The organism is Microbacterium sp. G2-16M, assembly GCF_055809115.1.
In genome coordinates this window covers 3260408-3279022 of sequence record NZ_CM147897.1, presented here as the reverse complement: position 1 = coordinate 3279022, position 18615 = coordinate 3260408, and the positions used below count along the sequence as shown (strand labels likewise).

Below are 18615 nucleotides of genomic sequence, written 5' to 3'. Positions count from 1 at the left end.
GCACGCCGCGTTCCGCCGGTGACGGGAGGCGGACGGCGCGCGCCGATCAGGCCGGCGCGGGCACGAGGAGCGCGACCGCGAACGCCGCCACCCCGTCACCGCTCCCGGTGAAGCCCAGGCCGTCCGTGGTGGTGGCCGACACCGAGACCGGCGCACCGCCCAGCGCCGCCGACAGGGCTGCTTCGGCCTCGGCGCGTCGGGCGGCCAGCCGGGGCCGTCGCGCCTGCACCTGCACGGCGACGTTGCCGATCGAGAACCCGGCGTCGGCCAGCAGCCTCCGCGCGCGGGCGAGGAAGACGTCGGCGTGGCCGCCGGCGAACTCCGGCCGCGCCGTGCCGAACCGGCTGCCGATGTCGCCGAGGCCGGCGGCGGCCAGCAGCGCATCCACGATCGCGTGGGCCACCGCATCCCCGTCCGAATGCCCGGACAGCGCCGGCTCGCCCGGCCATTCCAGCCCGGCCAGCCACAGCGCGCCGTCGCCGCCGACCGCGTGCACATCGGTGCCGATCCCCACCCGCGGCAGCAGCGGCCCGGCAGCCGAGACGCGGGCGGCGGACCGCGGCTCCGCACGCTCGGTCGATGCCGGTTCGGCGCGCACGGCGGCGCGGGCGCGCTCCAGATCGGCGGGGGCGGTGATCTTGAAGCCGCGCGGGTCGCCCGGAACGGTCAGGATGCTGTGGCCGGCCGCCGCGACGAGCGCCGCGTCATCGGTGTACTCCTCGGTCGCGACCCGGTAGGCGGCGTCCAGCACATCCCGGCGGAACCCCTGCGGGGTCTGCGCGGCCGCCAAGCCGGTGCGGTCCGCGGTGCCGGTCACGGCATCCGCGTCCACCTGCTTGATCGTGTCGACCATCGGCAGCACGGGGACCACCCCGGCGGCACCGGCGGCGACCGCGGCGATCACCCGCGCGAACACCTCGGGCGGGACCAGTGCGCGCGCCGCATCGTGCACCAGCACGACCTGCACGTCCGGCCAGACCGCGTGCAGGGCGGCCGCAACCGATTCCTGCCGGGTGCGGCCGCCGGCGACGACCCGCACCCGCTCGGCCGCCCCCTCGGCCACAGCCGTCGCCTCGGTGCGGGCATCGCCTTCGCGACCGGCCGGCACCGCGACCACGACGAGCGCGTCCGGCACGGCCAGGACCCACCGCAGCGCATGGTGCAGCACCGAGTGCTCGTCGATGCCGACGAACGCCTTGGGCGCGTCGGCGCCGAGGCGCACGCCCGAACCGGCCGCCACGACGATGATCGCGACGCGGGGAACGGGGGCGATGCTCACGCCCCGAGACTAGCGCGCCGAGTCAGCGCGGGTCAGCGCCGTCTCAGGAGGCGAGGACCTCGTCGAGCAGGCCGCTGGCCTGCTCTTCGTCGGTCTTCTCGGCCAGCGCGAGCTCGGAGATGAGGATCTGCCGGGCCTTGGCCAGCATCCGCTTCTCGCCCGCGGACAGCCCGCGGTCCTGATCGCGGCGCCACAGGTCGCGGACGACCTCGCTCACCTTGATCACATCGCCGGAGGCCAGTTTCTCGAGGTTCGCCTTGTAGCGGCGCGACCAGTTGGTCGGCTCCTCTGTGAACGGAGCGCGCAGCACCTCGAAGACCTTCTCCAGGCCCTCCTTGCCGATGACATCACGGACGCCGACGAGGTCGACATTGTCTGCCGGGACCTCGATGACCAGGTCGCCTTGAGTGACGCGGAGCTTCAGATAGACCTTCTCTTCACCCTTGATGACGCGGGTCTTCACTTCGGAAATCGTCGCCGCACCATGGTGGGGATAAACGACCGTCTCGCCAACCTCAAAAAGCATGCAGTTATATCCTTTCGGCAACCTCAAGGATACCACAGCGAGTATGCACTAAGGTTTGCCCAGCACGTCGGCGGAAGCCGGTCCCATCTGCGCCCGGGCGACCCCGTAGACTGCAAGAGCACATCGAATGCCCTGTGGGAGGAACAGTGAAATCGCGCTTGCTCGCGTCCGTGGCCGTCTGCGCCGCCGTCATCCTCGGAGCATCCGGCTGCTCCATGATCTCCCCTCAGGGCACCACGATCCCCTACTCGCCGGCAGACGGTGTGAACGTCGCCGACTCGGCCGGGGCGCCGCTGCAGGTGCGCAACGCGCTGGTGGTGGCCACGCCCGACGGTGCGGTGGGCAACCTGGTGATGGCGGTCGTGAACATGACCGGGCAGTCGCAGACCCTGAACGTCCAGGTCGGCGACGGCTCCTCGGCCAGCTCGTCCACCGTCCAGGTCCCGGCGCACACGGTCTCCAGCCTCGGCGAGAACGTCGACCCGCTGCGGATCGACGCCCTGGACGTCAAGCCCGGCGGGACCGTCTCGATCTACTTCCAGTCGGGCCAGGCCGACGGCGCGCAGGCCAACGTGCCGGTGCTCGGCGGCGAGGAGACGTACCTGACCAGCCTCGTCCCGCAGCCGGCGGCGACCACCGCGCCGTAGCGCCCAGCGCGGGCGTGGCGAGCGTGCTCAGCCCTCGAAGCGGTACCCCAGTCCGCGGATGGTGACGAGCATCACCGGCTCGCGCGGGTCCTTCTCGATGCGCGAGCGGATCCGCTTGATGTGCACGTCCAGGGTCTTGGTGTCCCCGAAGTAGTCGCTTCCCCAGACCCGGTCGATCAGCTGCCCGCGGGTGAGCACCCGCCCCTCGTTGCGCATCAGCACCTCGAGCAGCTCGAACTCCTTCAGCGGCATGGGGATCTGCTCGCCGGCGACCTCGACGGTGTGCCGGTCGATGTCCAGCGTCACCCGCCCGCCGCTGAGCACCCGCTCGTCCAGGTCGGCGTCGGCCGCGGCGCTGCGGCGGAGCACCGCGCGCATCCGCGCGAGCAGCTCGCGGGTCGAGTAGGGCTTGGTCACGTAGTCGTCGGCGCCGAGCTCCAGCCCGACCACGATGTCCACCTCGCTGTCCTTGGCGGTCAGCATGACCACCGGCACCGCGCTGGTGGTCCGGATCTGACGGCACACCTCGGTCCCCGGCATCCCGGGCAGCATCAGGTCGAGCAGGATGATGTCGGCGCCGCGGGCTTGGAACGCCTCGAGGGCGGCCGGGCCGTCCTCGGCGATCTCGACCTCGAACCCCTCCCGGCCCAGCAGGTAGGCCAGGGGGTCGGCGAGGTCCGGCTCATCCTCGACGATCAGCACTCGGGTCATGCGGTGGGTTCCTTCCGTGCGGACTTCTTCTTGTTCTTCTTGGACTTCTTCTTGCCGCCCGCCCCGCCCGACGGGTCGGGGGGTGGGGCCAGAGGCAGCCGGACGGTGAAGGTCGAGCCGCGTCCCGGCTGCGACCACAGCCGCACCTCGCCGCCGTGCCGCTGCACGGCGTGCTTGACGATCGCCAGCCCCAGGCCGGTGCCGCCGGTGCGCCGCGAGCGTGCCTGGTCGGCGCGGTAGAACCGCTCGAAGACGCGCTCCTGGTCGCTCTCGTCGATGCCGATGCCCTGATCGGCCACCGCGATCTCGACGACGCGGCCCTCGATCTTCACGCCCACGCCCACGTGGGAGCCGGACGGGGAGTAGGCGATGGCGTTCGCCAGCAGATTGCCCAGCGCCTCGCCCAGCACCGGCAGGTCGCCGTGCACGAACGCGCCCCGGTCGCCGCCGCGCATCACCCGGACGCCCGCCGAGTCCGCCTGGGCCGCGTGCGCGTCGATCTGCGCGGCGATCAGGTCGTCCACCGCGACATCGCGCAGCGTGGTCGGCTCCTCGGTCTGCAGCCGCGACAGGCTCATGATCCGCGAGGTCAGCGACGCCAGCCGGTCGGCCTCGCGCTGCAGCCGGCGGGCGAACTCGCGCACCTGGCCGGGATCGTCGGCGGCCGAATCGACCGCCTCGGCCAGCAGCCCCACCGCGCCGACCGGCGTCTTCAGCTCGTGGCTGGTGTTGGCCACGAAATCCCGGCGCATCTGCTCGACGCGCTCCTGCTCCGTGATGTCGCGCAGGACGATGAGCACCAGCCGGGACGTGATCGCCCGTGCGCGCGCCGAGACCGCCCGCTGCTCCGACCCCCGGTCCAGCCGCATGGTGACGGGGGCGGATGCCGTCCCCGCCCGCGCGGCGCGGGCCAGCAGCGCCAGCTCTTCGGTGGGCAGCACGGCACGTTCGACGAAGTGATATGCCGCAGCGGGCATGGATGCCGCGACCACCGTACCCGAGGCATCCACCACCACCGCCGGGTCGTCCATGCCGGCCAGGACGTCCCGCACGCCGTCCGGGAGCCCGGTCGATGCCTGCCCCACCGCGCGGTCGCGTGCCCGATAGGAGGCGACCACCACGAGGGCGACCGACCCGCCCAGGACCACCCCGATGAGCAGCGCGAACAGGGCGAGCTGCGGAGTGGTCATGCACCCAGGGTACGGTTCGGACCGGGTGGCCGAGAACGGGAACCCGCGGCGACCGGGGCGAGGCATCCAGTGTTCACCTCGACGGCACCGTCCGTTAACCTTCGATGACGACAATCAGCGGGACCTGGACCGCCGTCCGGGCATCTCGATTCGAAGAAGCGGTGCCACCCATGCGCGAAGTGTTCCATCAGTCGCTTGAAGACGTCCAGTCGCGGCTGGTCGAGATCGCCGAGCTGGTCACCGTCGCCATCGAGAAGGCGACCCGGGCGTTCGGCACCAGCGACGTCACGCTGGCCGAAGAGGTGATCGATGCCGACAGCATCATCGACGACAAGACGATCGAGCTGGATGAGCTGGCCATCGAGATCCTGGCCCGGCAGCAGCCGGTTGCCCGGGATCTGCGCATCGTCGTCATGTCGCTGCGGGTGAGCGCGTCGCTGGAGCGGATGGGCGACATCGCCGAGCACATCGCCCAGCTGACCCGGATGCGGTTCCCCGAGCGGGCGATCCCGAAGGGCCTGCGCTCGACGTTCACGAAGATGGGCGAGCTGGACGTGGAGGCCGCGCGCACCCTGACCCAGCTGCTGCGCACGCAGGATCTCGAGCTGGCCGAGCGGCTGCGCACCGCCGACGACGACATCGACGACCTGCACATCTCGGTGTTCGAGAAGGTGCTCAGCGACAGCTGGACCGGCGAGGCGAGCGCCACCGTCGACGCCACGCTGGCCAGCCGGTACCACGAGCGGTTCGCCGATCACGCCGTCTCGGTCGCCAAGAAGGTCATGTACCTGGCGACCGGCGACTGGACCGCCGACGTCGAGCCCGAGGTGTAGCGCCGGCTCTACTTGCCCTGGTTGGCGACCGCGGCGGCGCCGGCGGCGGCCGCCTCGGGGTCGAGGTACTCACCGGGGCCGAGCGGGGCGAGATCTTCGCCCAGACGGTAGACCAGCGGGATGCCGGTGGGGATGTTCAACTCGGCGATGTCGGCGTCGCTGATCCCGTCCAGGTGCTTGACCATCGCGCGCAGCGAGTTGCCGTGCGCGGCCACCAGCACCGTCTTGCCGGACCGCAGGTCGGGCACGATATCGCTGTGCCAGTACGGCAGCAGCCGGTCGATCACGAGCTTGAGCGACTCGGTGCGCGGCACCTCGCCGTCGATGCCGGCGTAGCGGGGATCGTGCGCCTGACTGTACTCGGAGTCGTCCGGCAGCTCGGGCGGCGGGACGTCGAACGAGCGGCGCCAGAGCATGAACTGCTCCTGACCGAATTCGGCCAGGGTCTGCGCCTTGTCCTTGCCCTGCAGCGCCCCGTAGTGGCGCTCGTTCAGCCGCCACGAGCGGGTCACCGGGATCCACAGCCGGTCGGCGGCGTCCAGCGCCAGATCGGCGGTCTGGATCGCGCGGGAGAGCACCGAGGTGTGCACGACGTCCGGGAGGATACCGGCCTCGGCCAGCAGCTGCCCGCCGCGGCGGGCCTCGGCCTCGCCCTGCTCGGTCAGGCGCACATCCACCCATCCGGTGAACTGGTTGGACTTGTTCCAGGTGCTCTGGCCGTGGCGCAGCAGGATGAGCGTGTACGGGGCGGTCATGATTCCAGCTTAGCGACGCGTCCGGCCGCCGCCGTCAGCGCCGGCGGCCGAGCCGCGGGAGGCGAGGGACGGATGCCGTGGCTCCGGCCTCCGGCGGGACGATGACCTCCTGCGCGGCCGCGATCGGCCCCGCCTCGGCGTCGACGACGAGCTCGGCGTCGACCGGAGTGTTCCGGCGCACCAGCGCGAGGGCGATCGGACCGTCCTGGTAGTGGAGCGCGGCCGCCATGACCGTGCCGACCACGGTGTCTCCGGCGCGCACGGCGTCTCCCCGCGCAGGCAGTGCGGATTCGCTGCCGTCCAGCTGCAGCTCGACCATCCGCCGCGGCGGGTGACCGAGGTTGTGCACCTTGGCCACCGTCTCCTGGCCCCGATAGCATCCCTTGTCCAGGTGCACGGCGCTGCGCATCCAGTCCGCCTCGTGCGGCAGCAGCCGTTCGTCGGCGTCGGACATCCGCGGCCTCCACGCCGCGATGCGCAGCGCGTCGGCGGCGAGCGAGCCGGACAGCCGCAGCGCGCCGGATGCCGCCTCCCGCGCGAGCCGCTCGACCTCCTCCGGCGCGATCAGGGCCTCGGCCCAGTCGCGGTCGGCGCCCGGGTGGGGATCGGCGGCGCCGTACGCCCATCCGCCCACCGTCACGCCCGGCCAGGGATCGTGCCACACCAGGGCGACGCCGGCCGGCGCGGCTGCATGGAGCCCGCCGATGGCGGAGGCCGTGCCGCCGACGATGGCCAGCTCGTCGCTCGCATCGCGCGGATCCACCCGCAGGCGGAAGCGCATCTTCTTCAGCCACGACAGCAGGGGCTCGGCATCCTGCCGGTCGACGATGAGCCAGGCGGTGGTCCCGTCGTCGATGATGGATGCCGCGTGCTCGACGTGCCCGTTGGGGTCGAGGATGAGCAGCTCGGCGCTCTCACCCGGCGCGAGCACGCTCACGCGCTGCGTGGAGAAGGACTCGAGCCAGGTCAGCCGGTCTTCACCGGGCACCGCCAGCAGGCCGCGATCGCCCAGGGGCACCACGGCGGTTCCGTCGGCCAGGGCGCGCTGCTCGGCGAGCGGGCTGCCCAGGTGCTGCAGGACGCCGTCGGAGACCACCGCTCCGGGGGCGGCGGTCAGCAGCCGCGTGAAAGCATCCATTCCCTGCACCGTGTCCATTCACTGCACCTTCGCGAGTCGGGCCGACGCGTGCGAGGCCAGCCCGCCGCCGAGGGCGGCCACATCCCACGCCCACAGCAGGTGCGCGTCCACCAGACCGTACATCCGAGATGCCGCGGTATAGGCCTTCGCGCCGGCCGGGCGGATGACGGCATCCGTGGCGATGTCGATGCGGGGACCGCGGATCTGCCCGAGGTAGAGCTCGCTGATGCCGTCGGAGTGCACGAGTGCCACGTCGATGTCGAACCCGCCTTCGGCGTTGCGCAGGGCCTCGACGTCCTCGGCGGTGCGCTGCGGGCCCGCGGTGCGCGCGGGGAGCAGGCCGGGACCGGCTTCGGCCTCGGTCTGCGGACGCGACAGCCGCCAGTAGCCGAGCTCGGACACGAGCAGCGAACGGTCGTCGCCCTCGCCGATCCAGGCGTCGGCGGAGTAGTTCAGCGAGGAGCCACCATCGTGGCTGAAGCTCACCCGATGCGAGAACTCACCGGTGAAGTGGTGGTCGCCGGTCTCGTAGTCGATCACGCCGGTGCCCTCCCACACGCCCAGCAGCCAGGCCATCGGGACGAGGTCGGCCGGCAGCTCGGTCGGGATCTCGATCACGAGACGGTCCGTCAGCGCTGGCCGCGGTACAGGTTCTTGATCACGACGACCGACACGAAGAGGATCGCCAGCGAAGCGAGCCCCAGCAGCCCCACGAAGAACAGTTCAAGCGCGACGAGGTCCATGCCGTCCACTCTATCCCGGTCTACACCGGGGCGAGGGCGGCCAGCCCGAACCCCGCGTTGATCGCCCCGAGGATGATGAGGCTGCCCAGCATGCTCAGCGCGACCCGGGTGATGAACCGGCGGGGACGCCCGAACCACAGCTGCACCGCGAACGAGAGGACGAGGCATCCGGCCAGTCCGATGGCCACCCATCCGGCGCGCACCTCCAGCGGAGTGAACAGGCCCACCGCCAGCCCGATGAGGACGGCGGCGACCCAGACGGCGATCACGCCGCCGAAAGCCCCGCGCGGTGCCAGATCAGGCGTCGACATGTGGCCATTCTCGCACGCGAATAGGATGGGCTATCGGCGCGGACGGATCCTTACATCGTCGCGACGTCTCGGGGAGGGACCCGCGTGGCACAGATCCTGGTACTCAGCTCGGCGGAGGACGCCGCCCTGCCCGCGCTCGAGCTCCTCGCCCACCGGCTGCGCACCATCCCCGCCGACCCCGCGCACCTGGTGAACGCCCCCACCGCCGACGTGATCCTGCTGGATGCCCGCACCGACCTGGTGGCGGCGAAGTCGCTGTGCCGCGTCCTGACGGCCACCGGCCTGGACGCGCCGCTGATGCTCGTGGTCACCGAGGGCGGCATGGCCGCCGTGACCGCGGAGTGGGGGATCTCGGACGTCATCCTGACCACCGCCGGCCCGGCCGAGGCCGATGCCCGCATCCGGCTCGCCGTCGCCCGGGATGCGGCCGAGCATCCGGAGCCGGTCCGGGTGCAGACATCCGGTCTCACGATCGACGAGACGTCGTATTCGGCCAAGCTGCACGGGCGGCCGCTGGACCTGACGTACAAGGAGTTCCAGCTCCTGCACTTCCTGGCCACGCACCCGTCCCGGGTGTTCACCCGCGAGCAGCTGCTGAGCGAGGTGTGGGGGTACGACTACTTCGGCGGCACCCGCACGGTGGACGTGCACGTGCGGCGCCTGCGCGCGAAGCTCGGGGACTTCGAGCAGCTCATCGGCACCGTGCGCAACGTGGGCTACCGGTTCAACGTGGCCGATGACGAGCAGGAGCCCGCGCGGCCGTGAGCCGCGCCGCGGAGCGATCCGCTTTGTGGCGCGGAGGACACCTCTGCCTGCAATGATGAGGGGATGATCGAACACGAGGTCTTGGACACCGGTCTGGACGACGGTGAAGACGACGACTTCGACCTGGAGGAGGTCTACGACTCCGAGCTTCCGGAGGGCCGTTATCTCGATCGCGAGCTGAGCTGGCTGGCGTTCAACCAGCGGGTGCTCGAGCTGGCCGAGGACCCGTCGCTGCCGGTGCTGGAGCGGGCGAATTTCCTGGCGATCTTCGGCAGCAACCTGGACGAGTTCTTCATGGTCCGGGTCGCCGGGCTGCGCCGCCGCATCGTGACCGGCCTGGCCGTGCCCACGAACGTGGGCCGTGCGCCGCAGGAGGTCCTGGCCGACATCTCCGACGACGCGCACCAGCTGCAGCTGCGCCACGCCGACGTGTGGATCAATCAGGTACGCCCGGCGCTGGCCGAGGCCGGGATCGACTTCCTCGGCTGGTCGGACCTGACCGAGGACGAGCGGACCGACCTGTACCGCTACTTCCAGGAGAAGGTCTTCCCTGTCCTGACCCCGCTCGCGGTCGATCCGGCGCATCCGTTCCCCTATATCTCCGGGCTGTCGCTGAACCTCGCGATCCGCATCCGGAATGCGCGCACCGGCCGCCAGGAGTTCGCCCGGCTGAAGGTGCCGCCGATGCTGCCGCGCTTCGTCCGGCTCGACGACGGCGACCGCATCCGGTTCCTCCCGCTGGAGGACCTCATCGCGAACAACCTCGCAGACCTCTTTCCCGGGATGGAGATCCTCGACCACCACACGTTCCGTCTCACCCGGAACGAGGACGTCGAGGTCGAGGAGGATGAGACCGAGAACCTCATCCAGGCGCTGGAGGCCGAGCTGCTGCGTCGCCGGTTCGGCCCGCCCATCCGGCTCGAGGTCACCGACGACATGGACGACCTCACCCTGGATCTGCTGATCGACGAGCTGGCCATCACCGAGCAGCAGGTGCACCGGCTGCCCGGACCGCTCGACCTGCGCGGGCTGTTCGACCTGGGGCGGATCGACCGGCCCGACCTGCGGTATCCGCCGCACGTGCCGATCACCGCGCTGGCGTTCCAGCCGGGCGACAGCACCGAGCGGGCGGACATGTTCGCGGCGATCCGCAAGTCCGACGTGCTGGTCCACCACCCGTACGAGTCGTTCACCACCAGCGTGCAGGCGTTCCTGGAGCAGGCGGCGCGCGACCCGCATGTGCTGGCCATCAAGCAGACGCTCTACCGCACCTCGGGCGACAGCCCGATCGTGCAGGCCCTGATCGACGCCGCCGAGGCCGGCAAGCAGGTGCTCGCCCTGGTCGAGGTCAAGGCGCGCTTCGACGAGGCCGCGAACATCGTGTGGGCGCGCAAACTCGAGAAGGCCGGCGTGCACGTCGTCTACGGGCTCGTCGGGCTGAAGACGCACGCGAAGCTCGCCCTGGTGATCCGTGAAGAGGAGGGCGCGCTGCGCAGCTACGCGCACATCGGCACCGGCAATTACAACCCGAAGACGAGCCGGATCTACGAAGACTTCGGCCTGTTCACCACCGACGAGCTGGTCGGCCGCGACCTGATCCGCCTGTTCAACGAACTGAGCGGCTACGCGATCGAGAAGAAGTTCAAGCGACTGCTGGTCGCGCCCCGCCACCTGCGCAAGGGGCTGATGCGACTCATCGACCGCGAGCGCCGCAACGCCCTGGACGGCAAGGCGTCCGGCATCCGGATCAAGGTGAACTCGATGGTCGACGAGCAGATCATCGACGCGCTCTACCGGGCCAGCCAGGCCGGCGTGCCGATCGAGGTCTGGGTGCGCGGCATCTGCAGTCTCAAACCCGGCGTGCCCGGGATGAGCGAGAACATCACCGTGCGCAGCATCCTCGGCCGCTATCTGGAGCACTCGCGGATCTTCTCGTTCGCGGGCGACGGCGACCCGCAGGTGTACATCGGCAGCGCCGACATGATGCACCGCAACCTCGACCGTCGCATCGAGGCGCTGGTGCGGGTGACCGCCCCCGCGCACATCAAGGCGCTCGAGGACCTGTTCACCCTCGCGATGAGCGACGGGACCAGCTCCTGGCATCTGGGACCGGACGGCGTCTGGGTGCGCCGGAGCGTTGGCGAGAACGGCCGACCGCTCGTGGATCTGCAGGACAAGACGATGATGATCGTGCAACGCCGGCGTCGAGCGAGGGCTGTGCGATGAGCGAGACCGCCGTCTACGCCGCCGGCGGCGTCGTGTGGCGTGTGATCGAAGGCAAGCTGCGTCTGCTGGTCATCCATCGTACGGCCTACGCGGACGTCACCCTGCCCAAGGGCAAGGTGGACCCCGGTGAGATGCTCGCCGAGACCGCCGTGCGCGAGGTGTTCGAAGAGACCGGCATCCGGGTGCATCTGGGCGTGCCGGTCGGCGTCTCGCGCTACGCGCTGCCCAGCAAGCGGACGAAGATCGTGCACTATTGGGCGGCGCACGCGTCCGACGAGGCGATCCGCACCTCTCGGTTCGTGCCGAACAAGGAGATCGCCGCGATCGAGTGGCTCTCGCCGAAGAAGGCACGCGCACGGCTGTCGTATCCGGTCGACGTCGAGATCCTGGAGAACTTCCTCACGCTCGTCGACGACGGCGTGCTGCATTCGTTCCCGATGGTCGTGCTGCGCCATGCGAAGGCGACTCCGCGCGGCGAGTGGACCGGCGAGGATGCGCTGCGTCCGCTGACCGCGCGCGGCACCCAGCAGGCCAAGGCCGTGGCCGGCCCGTTGGCGAGCTTCGGCATCCGCCGGATCGTCTCCTCCGACGCCATCCGGTGCGTGACCACGGTCACTCCCCTGGCGGCGGACCTCGGGCGCAAGGTCCATCGCACCGCGGCGATCAGCCAGGATGCCTGGGAGGACGGCACCTCGGACGTGCGGGGCGTGGTCGGCGAGGCCGTGCGCGCCGGCAAGCCGATCGTGGTCTGCAGCCACGGCCCGGTGCTTCCGGACATCCTGCGCGAGCTCGCGCTGGCCACCGGCACCCTCGCCGGGTCGTACCTGAGCGATGCGGCGGCCCTGCCGGTGGGCGCGTTCTCGGTGGCGCATCTGTCGGCCAGCAATCCGGGGTCGGGGATCATCGCGATAGAGACGCACGAGCCCAAGATCTGACCGCGGCATCCGCGGCACCGTTCACCTTCCGTTCACCCGCACAGCGCAGTCTGGTCACCGACGCGCTCTACGGTCATGCCGAACCCCGCACCGGGGTCGACATCCCGAACACGTGAAGGACTCACACAGTGAAGCTGAATCGCATCGCCCCACTGGGCGCCCTGCTGGTCGCAGGCGCCCTCGTCCTGGCCGGCTGCGCCTCGAACGAGGCCGCCGCCGACAACTCGACCGACGCCAGCGCGTCGGCGAGCACCACCCTGTCGGGCACCATCAACGGCATCGGCTCGTCGGCGCAGGGAACCGCCCAGCAGACGTGGATCGCCGGCATCCAGTCCGCGAACCCCAGCCTGAACATCAACTACGACCCGCAGGGCTCGGGCGCCGGGCGCAAGAGCTTCATCTCGGGCGCGGCCGACTTCGCCGGCTCGGATGCGGCGCTGAAGGACGAAGAGCTCAGCGGCACGTTCGCGATGTGCGCGCCGGACACCAAGGCCATCGACCTGCCCGTCTACATCTCGCCGATCGCGGTCGCGTACAACGTCGACGGCGTGGACGATCTCAAGCTGGACGCCGCGACCATCGCCGGCATCTTCTCGGGCAAGATCACGAAGTGGGATGACGCGAAGATCGCGGCGCTGAACGAGGGCGCGACGCTGCCGGACGACCGGATCATCGTGGTGCACCGGTCGGACGACTCGGGCACGACGCAGAACTTCACCGAGTACCTCGCGGCCAACGCCGCCGACGTGTGGGCCAAGGAGGCGTCGCAGACGTTCCCGTACCAGGTCGGCGACGCCGCCAAGGGCACCTCGGGGGTCGCCGAGGCTGCCAAGAACGCGAAGAACTCGATCACCTACATCGACGAGTCGGGCATCGGCACGACCGGTCTGAAGCCGGCTCAGCTGAAGGTCGGCGACGCGTTCGTGAAGATCTCGGCCGAGGGTGCGGCCTCGGTCGTCGCGGACTCGCCGCTGGTCGAGGGGCGCGAGGCGAACGACCTCGCGATCCAGATCAACCGCACCGACACCCAGGAGGGCGCCTGGCCGCTCGTGCTGGTGTCGTACCTGATCGCGTGCCAGCAGTACCAGGATGCCGAAAAGGGCGCCCTGATCAGCTCGTACATCCAGTATGTGGCCGGTGACGCGGCCCAGCAGGCGGCCGCCCAGCAGGCCGGCTCCGCTCCGCTGTCGGCCGAGCTGTCGGCCAAGGTCGTCGCAGCCGCACAGTCGATCAAGTAGCACCCGAGGGCGGTCCGGGGCAGCGTCCCGGACCGCCCCTTCCCTCTGAATCGAGAAAGAGAGCAGGATGACCGCAGCCACCGCCGCAGCCACCCGGCCGGCGCGCCGGGTGAAGGTCCGGGCGGGCGACCGGGTCTTCGCGACGACCACGATCGTCGCCGGCTCCCTGATTCTGGCCACGCTCGCCGCGGTCGCGATCTTCCTCGTCCTCCAGAGCATCCCGGCCCTGATCGCCGGTCCCGGCGTGCTGCCCAACGACACGTCCAACTTCTGGCAGTACGTGGGTCCGCTCGCGTTCGGCACGGTGTGGGCGGCCTTCCTCGCGCTGCTGTTCGCGACTCCGCTGTCCATCGGGATCGCGCTGTACATCACGCACTACGCGCCGCGGCGGCTGTCGCAGACCCTCGGCTACGTCATCGATCTGCTCGCCGCCGTCCCGTCCGTGGTGTTCGGGCTGTGGGGCATCGTCACCCTGGCCCCGTTCGTGCAGCCGTTCTACCAGTGGCTGGGCGACAACCTCGGCTGGTTCCCGCTGTTCGCCCCGCCGGTGTCGGGCACCGGGCGGACGATCCTGACGGCAGCCGTCGTGCTGGCGGTGATGGTGATCCCGATCATGACCGCGATCTGTCGGGAGGTGTTCCTGCAGGCGCCGCGGCTGCACGAAGAGGCCGCACTGGCCCTCGGCGCCACGAAGTGGGAGATGATTCGGATGGCCGTGCTCCCGTTCGCCCGCAGCGGCATGGTCTCGGCGGTCATGCTGGGCCTCGGGCGGGCGCTCGGCGAGACGTTCGCCGTGGCCATGGTGCTCTCCCCCGCGTTCATCGTGAACTTCGCCGTCCTGCAGTCCCAGAACCCGAACACCATCGCCGCGAACATCGCACTGCAGTTCCCCGAGGCCACCGGCGTCTCGGTGAACGCCCTGGTCGCGACCGGCCTCGTGCTGTTCGTCGTCACCCTTCTCGTCAACGTCGCGGCACGCTGGATCGTCAGCCGCCGCGCCGCCTTCTCCGGAGCCGACTGATGACCACTGCAACCGCCGCGCCCCCTGTGGCCGGAGGCATCCGCACCACCAACACGCTGGCCGCCGGACGTCTGCCTCGCGGCACCGCCTGGATGGTGCTGGGTGGAAGCCTGATCATCTCGGCTGCGTTCTTCGTCCTGCTCGCGCTGGCCGACGTGACGGCCGGCTTCAACATCGTGGGGGCGGTACTGGCCGGGACCGTCCTGTTCGACGTCGTGCTGTACGTCGCCTCGCGGATCGTCGAAGGCTCGCGCCGTGCGCTGGACCGGCTGGTGACCTCGCTGGTCTCCACCGCATTCATCATCGCGCTGCTGCCGCTGATCTCGCTGGTGTGGACGGTCCTGACCAACGGTCTGGCGCGAATGGACGTGTCCTTCTTCACCCAGTCGATGCGCAACGTCGTCGGCGAAGGCGGCGGCGCGCTGCACGCGATCATCGGAACGCTGCTGATCACGCTGATGACCGCCCTCATCTCGGTGCCGATCGGGCTGCTCACCTCGATCTACCTGGTGGAGTACGGGCGCGGGCCGCTGGCGAAGGCGATCACCTTCCTCGTCGACGTGATGACCGGCATCCCGTCGATCGTCGCCGGGCTGTTCACCTTCGCGCTGTTCGCGCTGCTCGTCGGCCCCGCCGTGCGCAACGGCTTCATGGGCGCCATCGCCCTGTCGGTGCTGATGATCCCGGTCGTGGTGCGCTCGAGCGAAGAGATCCTCCGACTGGTGCCGAACGAACTGCGCGAGGCGTCGTACGCCCTCGGCGTGCCGAAGTGGCTGACGATCCTGAAGATCGTGCTGCCCACCTCGCTGGCCGGGATCGTGACCGGCGTCATGCTCGCCATCGCCCGCGTGATCGGCGAGACCGCCCCGCTGCTGCTGGTGACCGGATTCACGTTCAGCATGAACTACAACCTGTTCAGCGACCGGATGATGACCCTTCCGGTGTTCGTCTACACGCAGTACACCCAGGCGGCGGGCGTGTCGGCGCAGGCATCGATCGACCGGGCCTGGACGGCCGCACTCACCCTTATCCTCATCGTGATGGCGCTGAACCTCATCGGGCGGCTCATCGCGAAGATCTTCGCGCCCAAGCGCGGACTCTGAAACCGAAGGAAATCCTGTGTCCAAGAGCATCGACGTCACCGACCTGAACGTCTACTACGGCGACTTCCTCGCCGTGGAGGACATCTCGCTGCACATCGAGCCGCGCAGCGTGACCGCCTTCATCGGCCCCAGCGGATGCGGCAAGTCCACGTTCCTGCGCACCCTGAACCGAATGCACGAGGTCATCCCGGGTGCCCGGGTGGAGGGCCAGGTCCTGCTGGACGGCGACGACCTCTACGCCTCGGGCGTCGACCCGGTGAACGTGCGGCGCAACGTCGGCATGGTCTTCCAGCGGCCCAACCCGTTCCCGACGATGTCCATCCGAGAGAACGTGCTCGCCGGCGTGCGTCTGAACAACCGCCGCATCTCGCGCTCGGACGCCGACGCACTGGTGGAGAAGTCGCTGCGGGGCGCGAACCTGTGGAACGAGGTCAAGGACCGGCTCGACAAGCCCGGCGCCGGGCTGTCCGGCGGGCAGCAGCAGCGTCTGTGCATCGCGCGGGCGATCGCGGTCGAGCCGCAGGTGCTGCTGATGGACGAGCCGTGCTCGGCGCTGGATCCCATCTCGACCTATGCGATCGAGGAGCTCATCGCCGACCTGAAGAACGACTACACGATCGTGATCGTGACGCACAACATGCAGCAGGCCTCGCGCGTCTCGGAGCGCACCGCGTTCTTCAACATCGCCGGCACCGGCAAGCCGGGCAAGCTGATCGAGTACAACGAGACGGCGACGATCTTCACCACGCCGTCGGTGCAGGCAACCGAGGACTACGTGTCGGGCAGGTTCGGGTAGCGCCGGGCAGGCTCGGCCGGGCTCACTCGCGCGGGCTGAGCAGGTAGCGGGTGAAGGATGCCGTCGCCTCCCGGTCGATCGGGAGCGCCCGACCGTCGATGGCCGTGATGGGGACGGCCAGCCGCACGCTGGAGACCAGCCACGCGGCATCCGCCCGTGCCAGCTCGCCGACCGGAACCGTCTCGTACGTCGCCTGGTGACCGGTGGCGCGCAGGTGGTCGAACAGGCTGATCTGGGTCGTCCCGTGCAGGATGCCGCTCCCGGTCGCCGGGGTGACGAAGCGGTCGCCGAAGCGGAGGATCACCGAGGACGTGGGACCTTCGAGGACCACGCCGTCGCTGGCGACGAAGATCGCGTCGTCGGCGCCGCGACGATGCGCCTCGCGGATGGCCGCCATGTTCGTCGCGTACGACAGCGTCTTGGCGCCCAGCAGCAGCCAGGGCGCACGCTCGGATGCCCCGCTGTCGATCCCCCGGTCGAGGAGGGCCACCCGGATGCCGGCCTCGCGCACCGCGGAGTTGTCCGGTGCGGGTGCGGCGGTGACCCAGGCCGTGGGCGCCGGGCCGTGTTCGACGCCGCGGCTGAGGATGAGCTTGATCGCGCACTCCCCTCCGCCGCAGGCGAGCGCCGCCCGGGCCACCGCCTGGCGCCACTGCAGGGGGTGGGGGGCGGGCAGGTCGCACAGCTGCGCGGAGTGGGCGAGCCGGTCGAGGTGGGCGGCGACCTCCTGCGGGTGGCCGTCGATGACGCCGATGGTCTCGAAGATGCCGTCGCCGCGCTGGGTGCTCAGCTCACCCACGCTCAGTGCCGGCGCGGTGGGGTCTATCACCTGGAAGGTCGCGGCGAAATCGTCCCGTCCGTCATCGGGTGCGGCGGGGTCGATCAGCAGGGCGAAATGGGCGGCCATGGTCCGAGCGTAGCGGGGTCGCAACGGCAGGCCGGATCGTCGGATCCACGCCCAGAGCCGGTGCGGAGTGCCGTTCTGGCCTGCCGTTGCGACCACCCGCCCGGAATACCCGCCGGGCAGCCTCGGTTAGACTGGAGTGGCCGGGCCGCAGTAACCCCGGGCTCCATCTTCTGCCGCTTCGAGCGGCCACGCGCCGAGAGGCGTTCTGCGGCCCGGCACTACTGTGTCCGCTCGGATCGGCGCAGGCCGGTCAACCCGCCTGGTCACATCAGCCGCCCGCACAGCTCAGCCGCCCGCTCAGCTCGGCCGCCCGCTCAGCTCGGCCGCCCGCTCAGCTCGGCCGCCCGCACAGGTCTGCCGCCCGCTCAGCTCGGCCGCCCGCTCAGGTCAGCGCGTCGACCCGCCACAGTGCCGCGCACGCGGACAGATCCCCCGCGTACGTCGAGAGCCGCAGCGCGCGCGTGGTGAACGCGGTGGCACGGTCCGGCTCGGTCAGCTCGTAGTCGTCGGCGAGATGGGTGGAGCCGGATGCCTGCACCCGGCAGAACGACGCGGCCCGATCGAGAGCCCCCGCGAAGTCGCCCTCGAACACGCCCCGGAGGATCCGGTCGACCAGGGCCACCAGCTCGTCCGGCCCCGCCGGGACCGGAGCGCCGGCGATGACCGGGTCGGCAGAGGGGATCTGCACGCGTCCGCGCTCGTACACCAGCGCCGCCGTCTGCGGGTCGTCATGGACCATCAGCTGCAGCAGGTACAGCCGCCACAGGGCACCGGGCAGCGAACGCGACGGCGCCTGGGCCCACAGCTCGGCGATGTCCTCGATGCCATGGGTGCGGGTGAACTCGACGAGCCGGTCGACGATCTCGCTGTCGGGTTCGGCGCGCACCCGCGACAGCAGCGCGGACGCCGTCGAGTGCGCGACCCGGGCGGCCTCGGCCGGATCCCGCGAGCCGAACAGCCGATCGAGATCGCCGGTGGACCGGCGGACCGGCTTATGGAAATCCCTGGAACCGTCTGTCACCCCACCAGGCTACCCGGCCGTCGCGCCGGCCCGCCCGGCGATCAGGTGGCCTGGTTGATGCGCACCAGGTTGCCGGCGGGGTCGCGGAACGCGCAGTCGCGAGGCCCCCAGGGCTGCTGGATCGGCTCCTGCAGGACCTCGGCGCCGGCGGCGCGCGCGCGCTCGAACGCCGCATCGAGATCGCTGGTGGCGAAGACGATGGGGCCGGGGCCGGCGCCCTTCGCGACGAGCCGGTGCAGCGCCTCGGCGTCCTCGGGCGAACGCCCGGCGCCCGGGTCGGAGAGCACGAGGAGCAGCCCGGGCTGCGCGGCGAATCCGAGGCTCACCCAGCGGTGTCCGTCGTTGGCGACGTCGTTGACGACCGAGAGTCCGAGGGCATCCCGGTAGAAGGCGATGGCGGCGTCGACATCGTCGACGGTGACCTGGCTGTAGGCGAGAGTGGTGTCTGTCATGGCCCCCACGCTACGCAG

The 18615-nt window shown here is 70.5% G+C and carries 20 protein-coding genes; 9 read left to right on the top strand and 11 right to left on the bottom strand.

Going from position 1 to position 18615, the window contains the following annotated elements:
• Positions 1-46: 46 nt before the first annotated feature.
• The gene (gene ispD / locus AC0L6F_RS15455) at positions 47-1279 is read right to left on the bottom strand and encodes a 2-C-methyl-D-erythritol 4-phosphate cytidylyltransferase (RefSeq protein ID WP_473538552.1); all 1233 of its coding nucleotides are present in this window, start codon (positions 1277-1279) and stop codon (positions 47-49) included.
• Positions 1280-1322: 43 nt separating this feature from the next.
• Positions 1323-1805 carry a CarD family transcriptional regulator gene (locus AC0L6F_RS15450; RefSeq protein WP_259613355.1) on the bottom strand — a complete coding sequence of 161 codons (483 nt, stop codon included), beginning with the start codon at positions 1803-1805 and terminating at the stop codon, positions 1323-1325.
• Between the two features lie 215 nt (positions 1806-2020).
• On the opposite strand from AC0L6F_RS15450, the gene AC0L6F_RS15445 reads away from it, so the two are divergent.
• The gene (locus tag AC0L6F_RS15445) at positions 2021-2452 is read left to right on the top strand and encodes a DNA modification methylase (protein ID WP_274637436.1); all 432 of its coding nucleotides are present in this window, start codon (positions 2021-2023) and stop codon (positions 2450-2452) included.
• A 27-nt stretch (positions 2453-2479) separates the two neighbouring features.
• Here AC0L6F_RS15445 and AC0L6F_RS15440 read toward each other — a convergent pair whose 3' ends face one another.
• Both AC0L6F_RS15440 and AC0L6F_RS15435 read right to left on the bottom strand, forming a co-directional pair.
• Positions 2480-3163, bottom strand: a complete 684-nt coding sequence (locus AC0L6F_RS15440; RefSeq protein WP_274637435.1) for a response regulator transcription factor — start codon at positions 3161-3163, stop codon at positions 2480-2482.
• The gene (locus tag AC0L6F_RS15435) at positions 3160-4353 is read right to left on the bottom strand and encodes an ATP-binding protein (protein WP_274637434.1); all 1194 of its coding nucleotides are present in this window, start codon (positions 4351-4353) and stop codon (positions 3160-3162) included. Before AC0L6F_RS15435 ends, AC0L6F_RS15440 begins: the two co-directional genes overlap by 4 nt.
• A 170-nt stretch (positions 4354-4523) precedes the next feature.
• On the opposite strand from AC0L6F_RS15435, the gene phoU reads away from it, so the two are divergent.
• Complete coding sequence (gene phoU, locus AC0L6F_RS15430; RefSeq protein WP_274637433.1) at positions 4524-5186, top strand: phosphate signaling complex protein PhoU; 663 nt, start codon at positions 4524-4526, stop codon at positions 5184-5186.
• An 8-nt stretch (positions 5187-5194) separates the two neighbouring features.
• Here phoU and AC0L6F_RS15425 read toward each other — a convergent pair whose 3' ends face one another.
• The 4 genes from AC0L6F_RS15425 to AC0L6F_RS15410 all read right to left on the bottom strand — a co-directional run bounded on the left by AC0L6F_RS15425 (position 5195) and on the right by AC0L6F_RS15410 (position 8133).
• Complete coding sequence (locus AC0L6F_RS15425; RefSeq protein ID WP_473538551.1) at positions 5195-5941, bottom strand: phosphoglyceromutase; 747 nt, start codon at positions 5939-5941, stop codon at positions 5195-5197.
• A 34-nt stretch (positions 5942-5975) separates the two neighbouring features.
• Positions 5976-7097, bottom strand: coding sequence for a CAF17-like 4Fe-4S cluster assembly/insertion protein YgfZ (gene ygfZ, locus AC0L6F_RS15420; protein WP_473538550.1), 1122 nt, complete (start codon positions 7095-7097; stop codon positions 5976-5978).
• On the bottom strand, positions 7098-7697 hold the full coding sequence (locus AC0L6F_RS15415) for a nitrobindin family protein (protein WP_473538549.1): 600 nt from the start codon (positions 7695-7697) through the stop codon (positions 7098-7100).
• Between the two features lie 145 nt (positions 7698-7842).
• Complete coding sequence (locus tag AC0L6F_RS15410; protein WP_274637430.1) at positions 7843-8133, bottom strand: hypothetical protein; 291 nt, start codon at positions 8131-8133, stop codon at positions 7843-7845.
• 84 nt (positions 8134-8217) lie between these two features.
• Between AC0L6F_RS15410 and AC0L6F_RS15405 the strand changes: the two genes are divergently transcribed.
• The 7 genes from AC0L6F_RS15405 (at position 8218) to pstB (ending at position 16217) form a co-directional block, all read left to right on the top strand.
• Complete coding sequence (locus AC0L6F_RS15405; RefSeq protein WP_274637429.1) at positions 8218-8898, top strand: response regulator transcription factor; 681 nt, start codon at positions 8218-8220, stop codon at positions 8896-8898.
• 63 nt (positions 8899-8961) lie between these two features.
• Complete coding sequence (locus AC0L6F_RS15400; protein ID WP_473538548.1) at positions 8962-11124, top strand: RNA degradosome polyphosphate kinase; 2163 nt, start codon at positions 8962-8964, stop codon at positions 11122-11124.
• On the top strand, positions 11121-12059 hold the full coding sequence (locus tag AC0L6F_RS15395) for an NUDIX hydrolase (protein WP_473538547.1): 939 nt from the start codon (positions 11121-11123) through the stop codon (positions 12057-12059). The genes AC0L6F_RS15400 and AC0L6F_RS15395 overlap by 4 nt, the downstream gene beginning before the upstream one ends.
• Positions 12060-12187: 128 nt before the next feature.
• Positions 12188-13297, top strand: a complete 1110-nt coding sequence (gene pstS / locus AC0L6F_RS15390; protein ID WP_259611533.1) for a phosphate ABC transporter substrate-binding protein PstS — start codon at positions 12188-12190, stop codon at positions 13295-13297.
• A 67-nt stretch (positions 13298-13364) separates the two neighbouring features.
• Positions 13365-14318: a phosphate ABC transporter permease subunit PstC gene (pstC, locus tag AC0L6F_RS15385; RefSeq protein WP_274637425.1), complete on the top strand. Its 954-nt coding sequence runs from the start codon at positions 13365-13367 to the stop codon at positions 14316-14318.
• Positions 14318-15421: a phosphate ABC transporter permease PstA gene (gene pstA, locus AC0L6F_RS15380; RefSeq protein WP_473538546.1), complete on the top strand. Its 1104-nt coding sequence runs from the start codon at positions 14318-14320 to the stop codon at positions 15419-15421. Before pstC ends, pstA begins: the two co-directional genes overlap by 1 nt.
• A gap of 16 nt (positions 15422-15437) precedes the next feature.
• The gene (gene pstB / locus AC0L6F_RS15375) at positions 15438-16217 is read left to right on the top strand and encodes a phosphate ABC transporter ATP-binding protein PstB (protein WP_473538544.1); all 780 of its coding nucleotides are present in this window, start codon (positions 15438-15440) and stop codon (positions 16215-16217) included.
• 22 nt (positions 16218-16239) lie between these two features.
• Here pstB and AC0L6F_RS15370 read toward each other — a convergent pair whose 3' ends face one another.
• From AC0L6F_RS15370 to AC0L6F_RS15360, 3 genes are all read right to left on the bottom strand, one after another.
• On the bottom strand, positions 16240-17124 hold the full coding sequence (locus tag AC0L6F_RS15370; RefSeq protein ID WP_473538542.1) for an aminodeoxychorismate lyase: 885 nt from the start codon (positions 17122-17124) through the stop codon (positions 16240-16242).
• Between the two features lie 382 nt (positions 17125-17506).
• Entirely contained in the window at positions 17507-18145 is a 639-nt protein-coding gene (locus tag AC0L6F_RS15365) for a DNA-directed RNA polymerase subunit beta (RefSeq protein ID WP_473538541.1), read from the bottom strand.
• A 41-nt stretch (positions 18146-18186) separates the two neighbouring features.
• Positions 18187-18597 (bottom strand): VOC family protein, encoded by a 411-nt coding sequence (locus AC0L6F_RS15360; RefSeq protein ID WP_274637420.1) that lies wholly within the window; start codon positions 18595-18597, stop codon positions 18187-18189.
• Between the last annotated feature and the right edge of the window lie 18 nt (positions 18598-18615).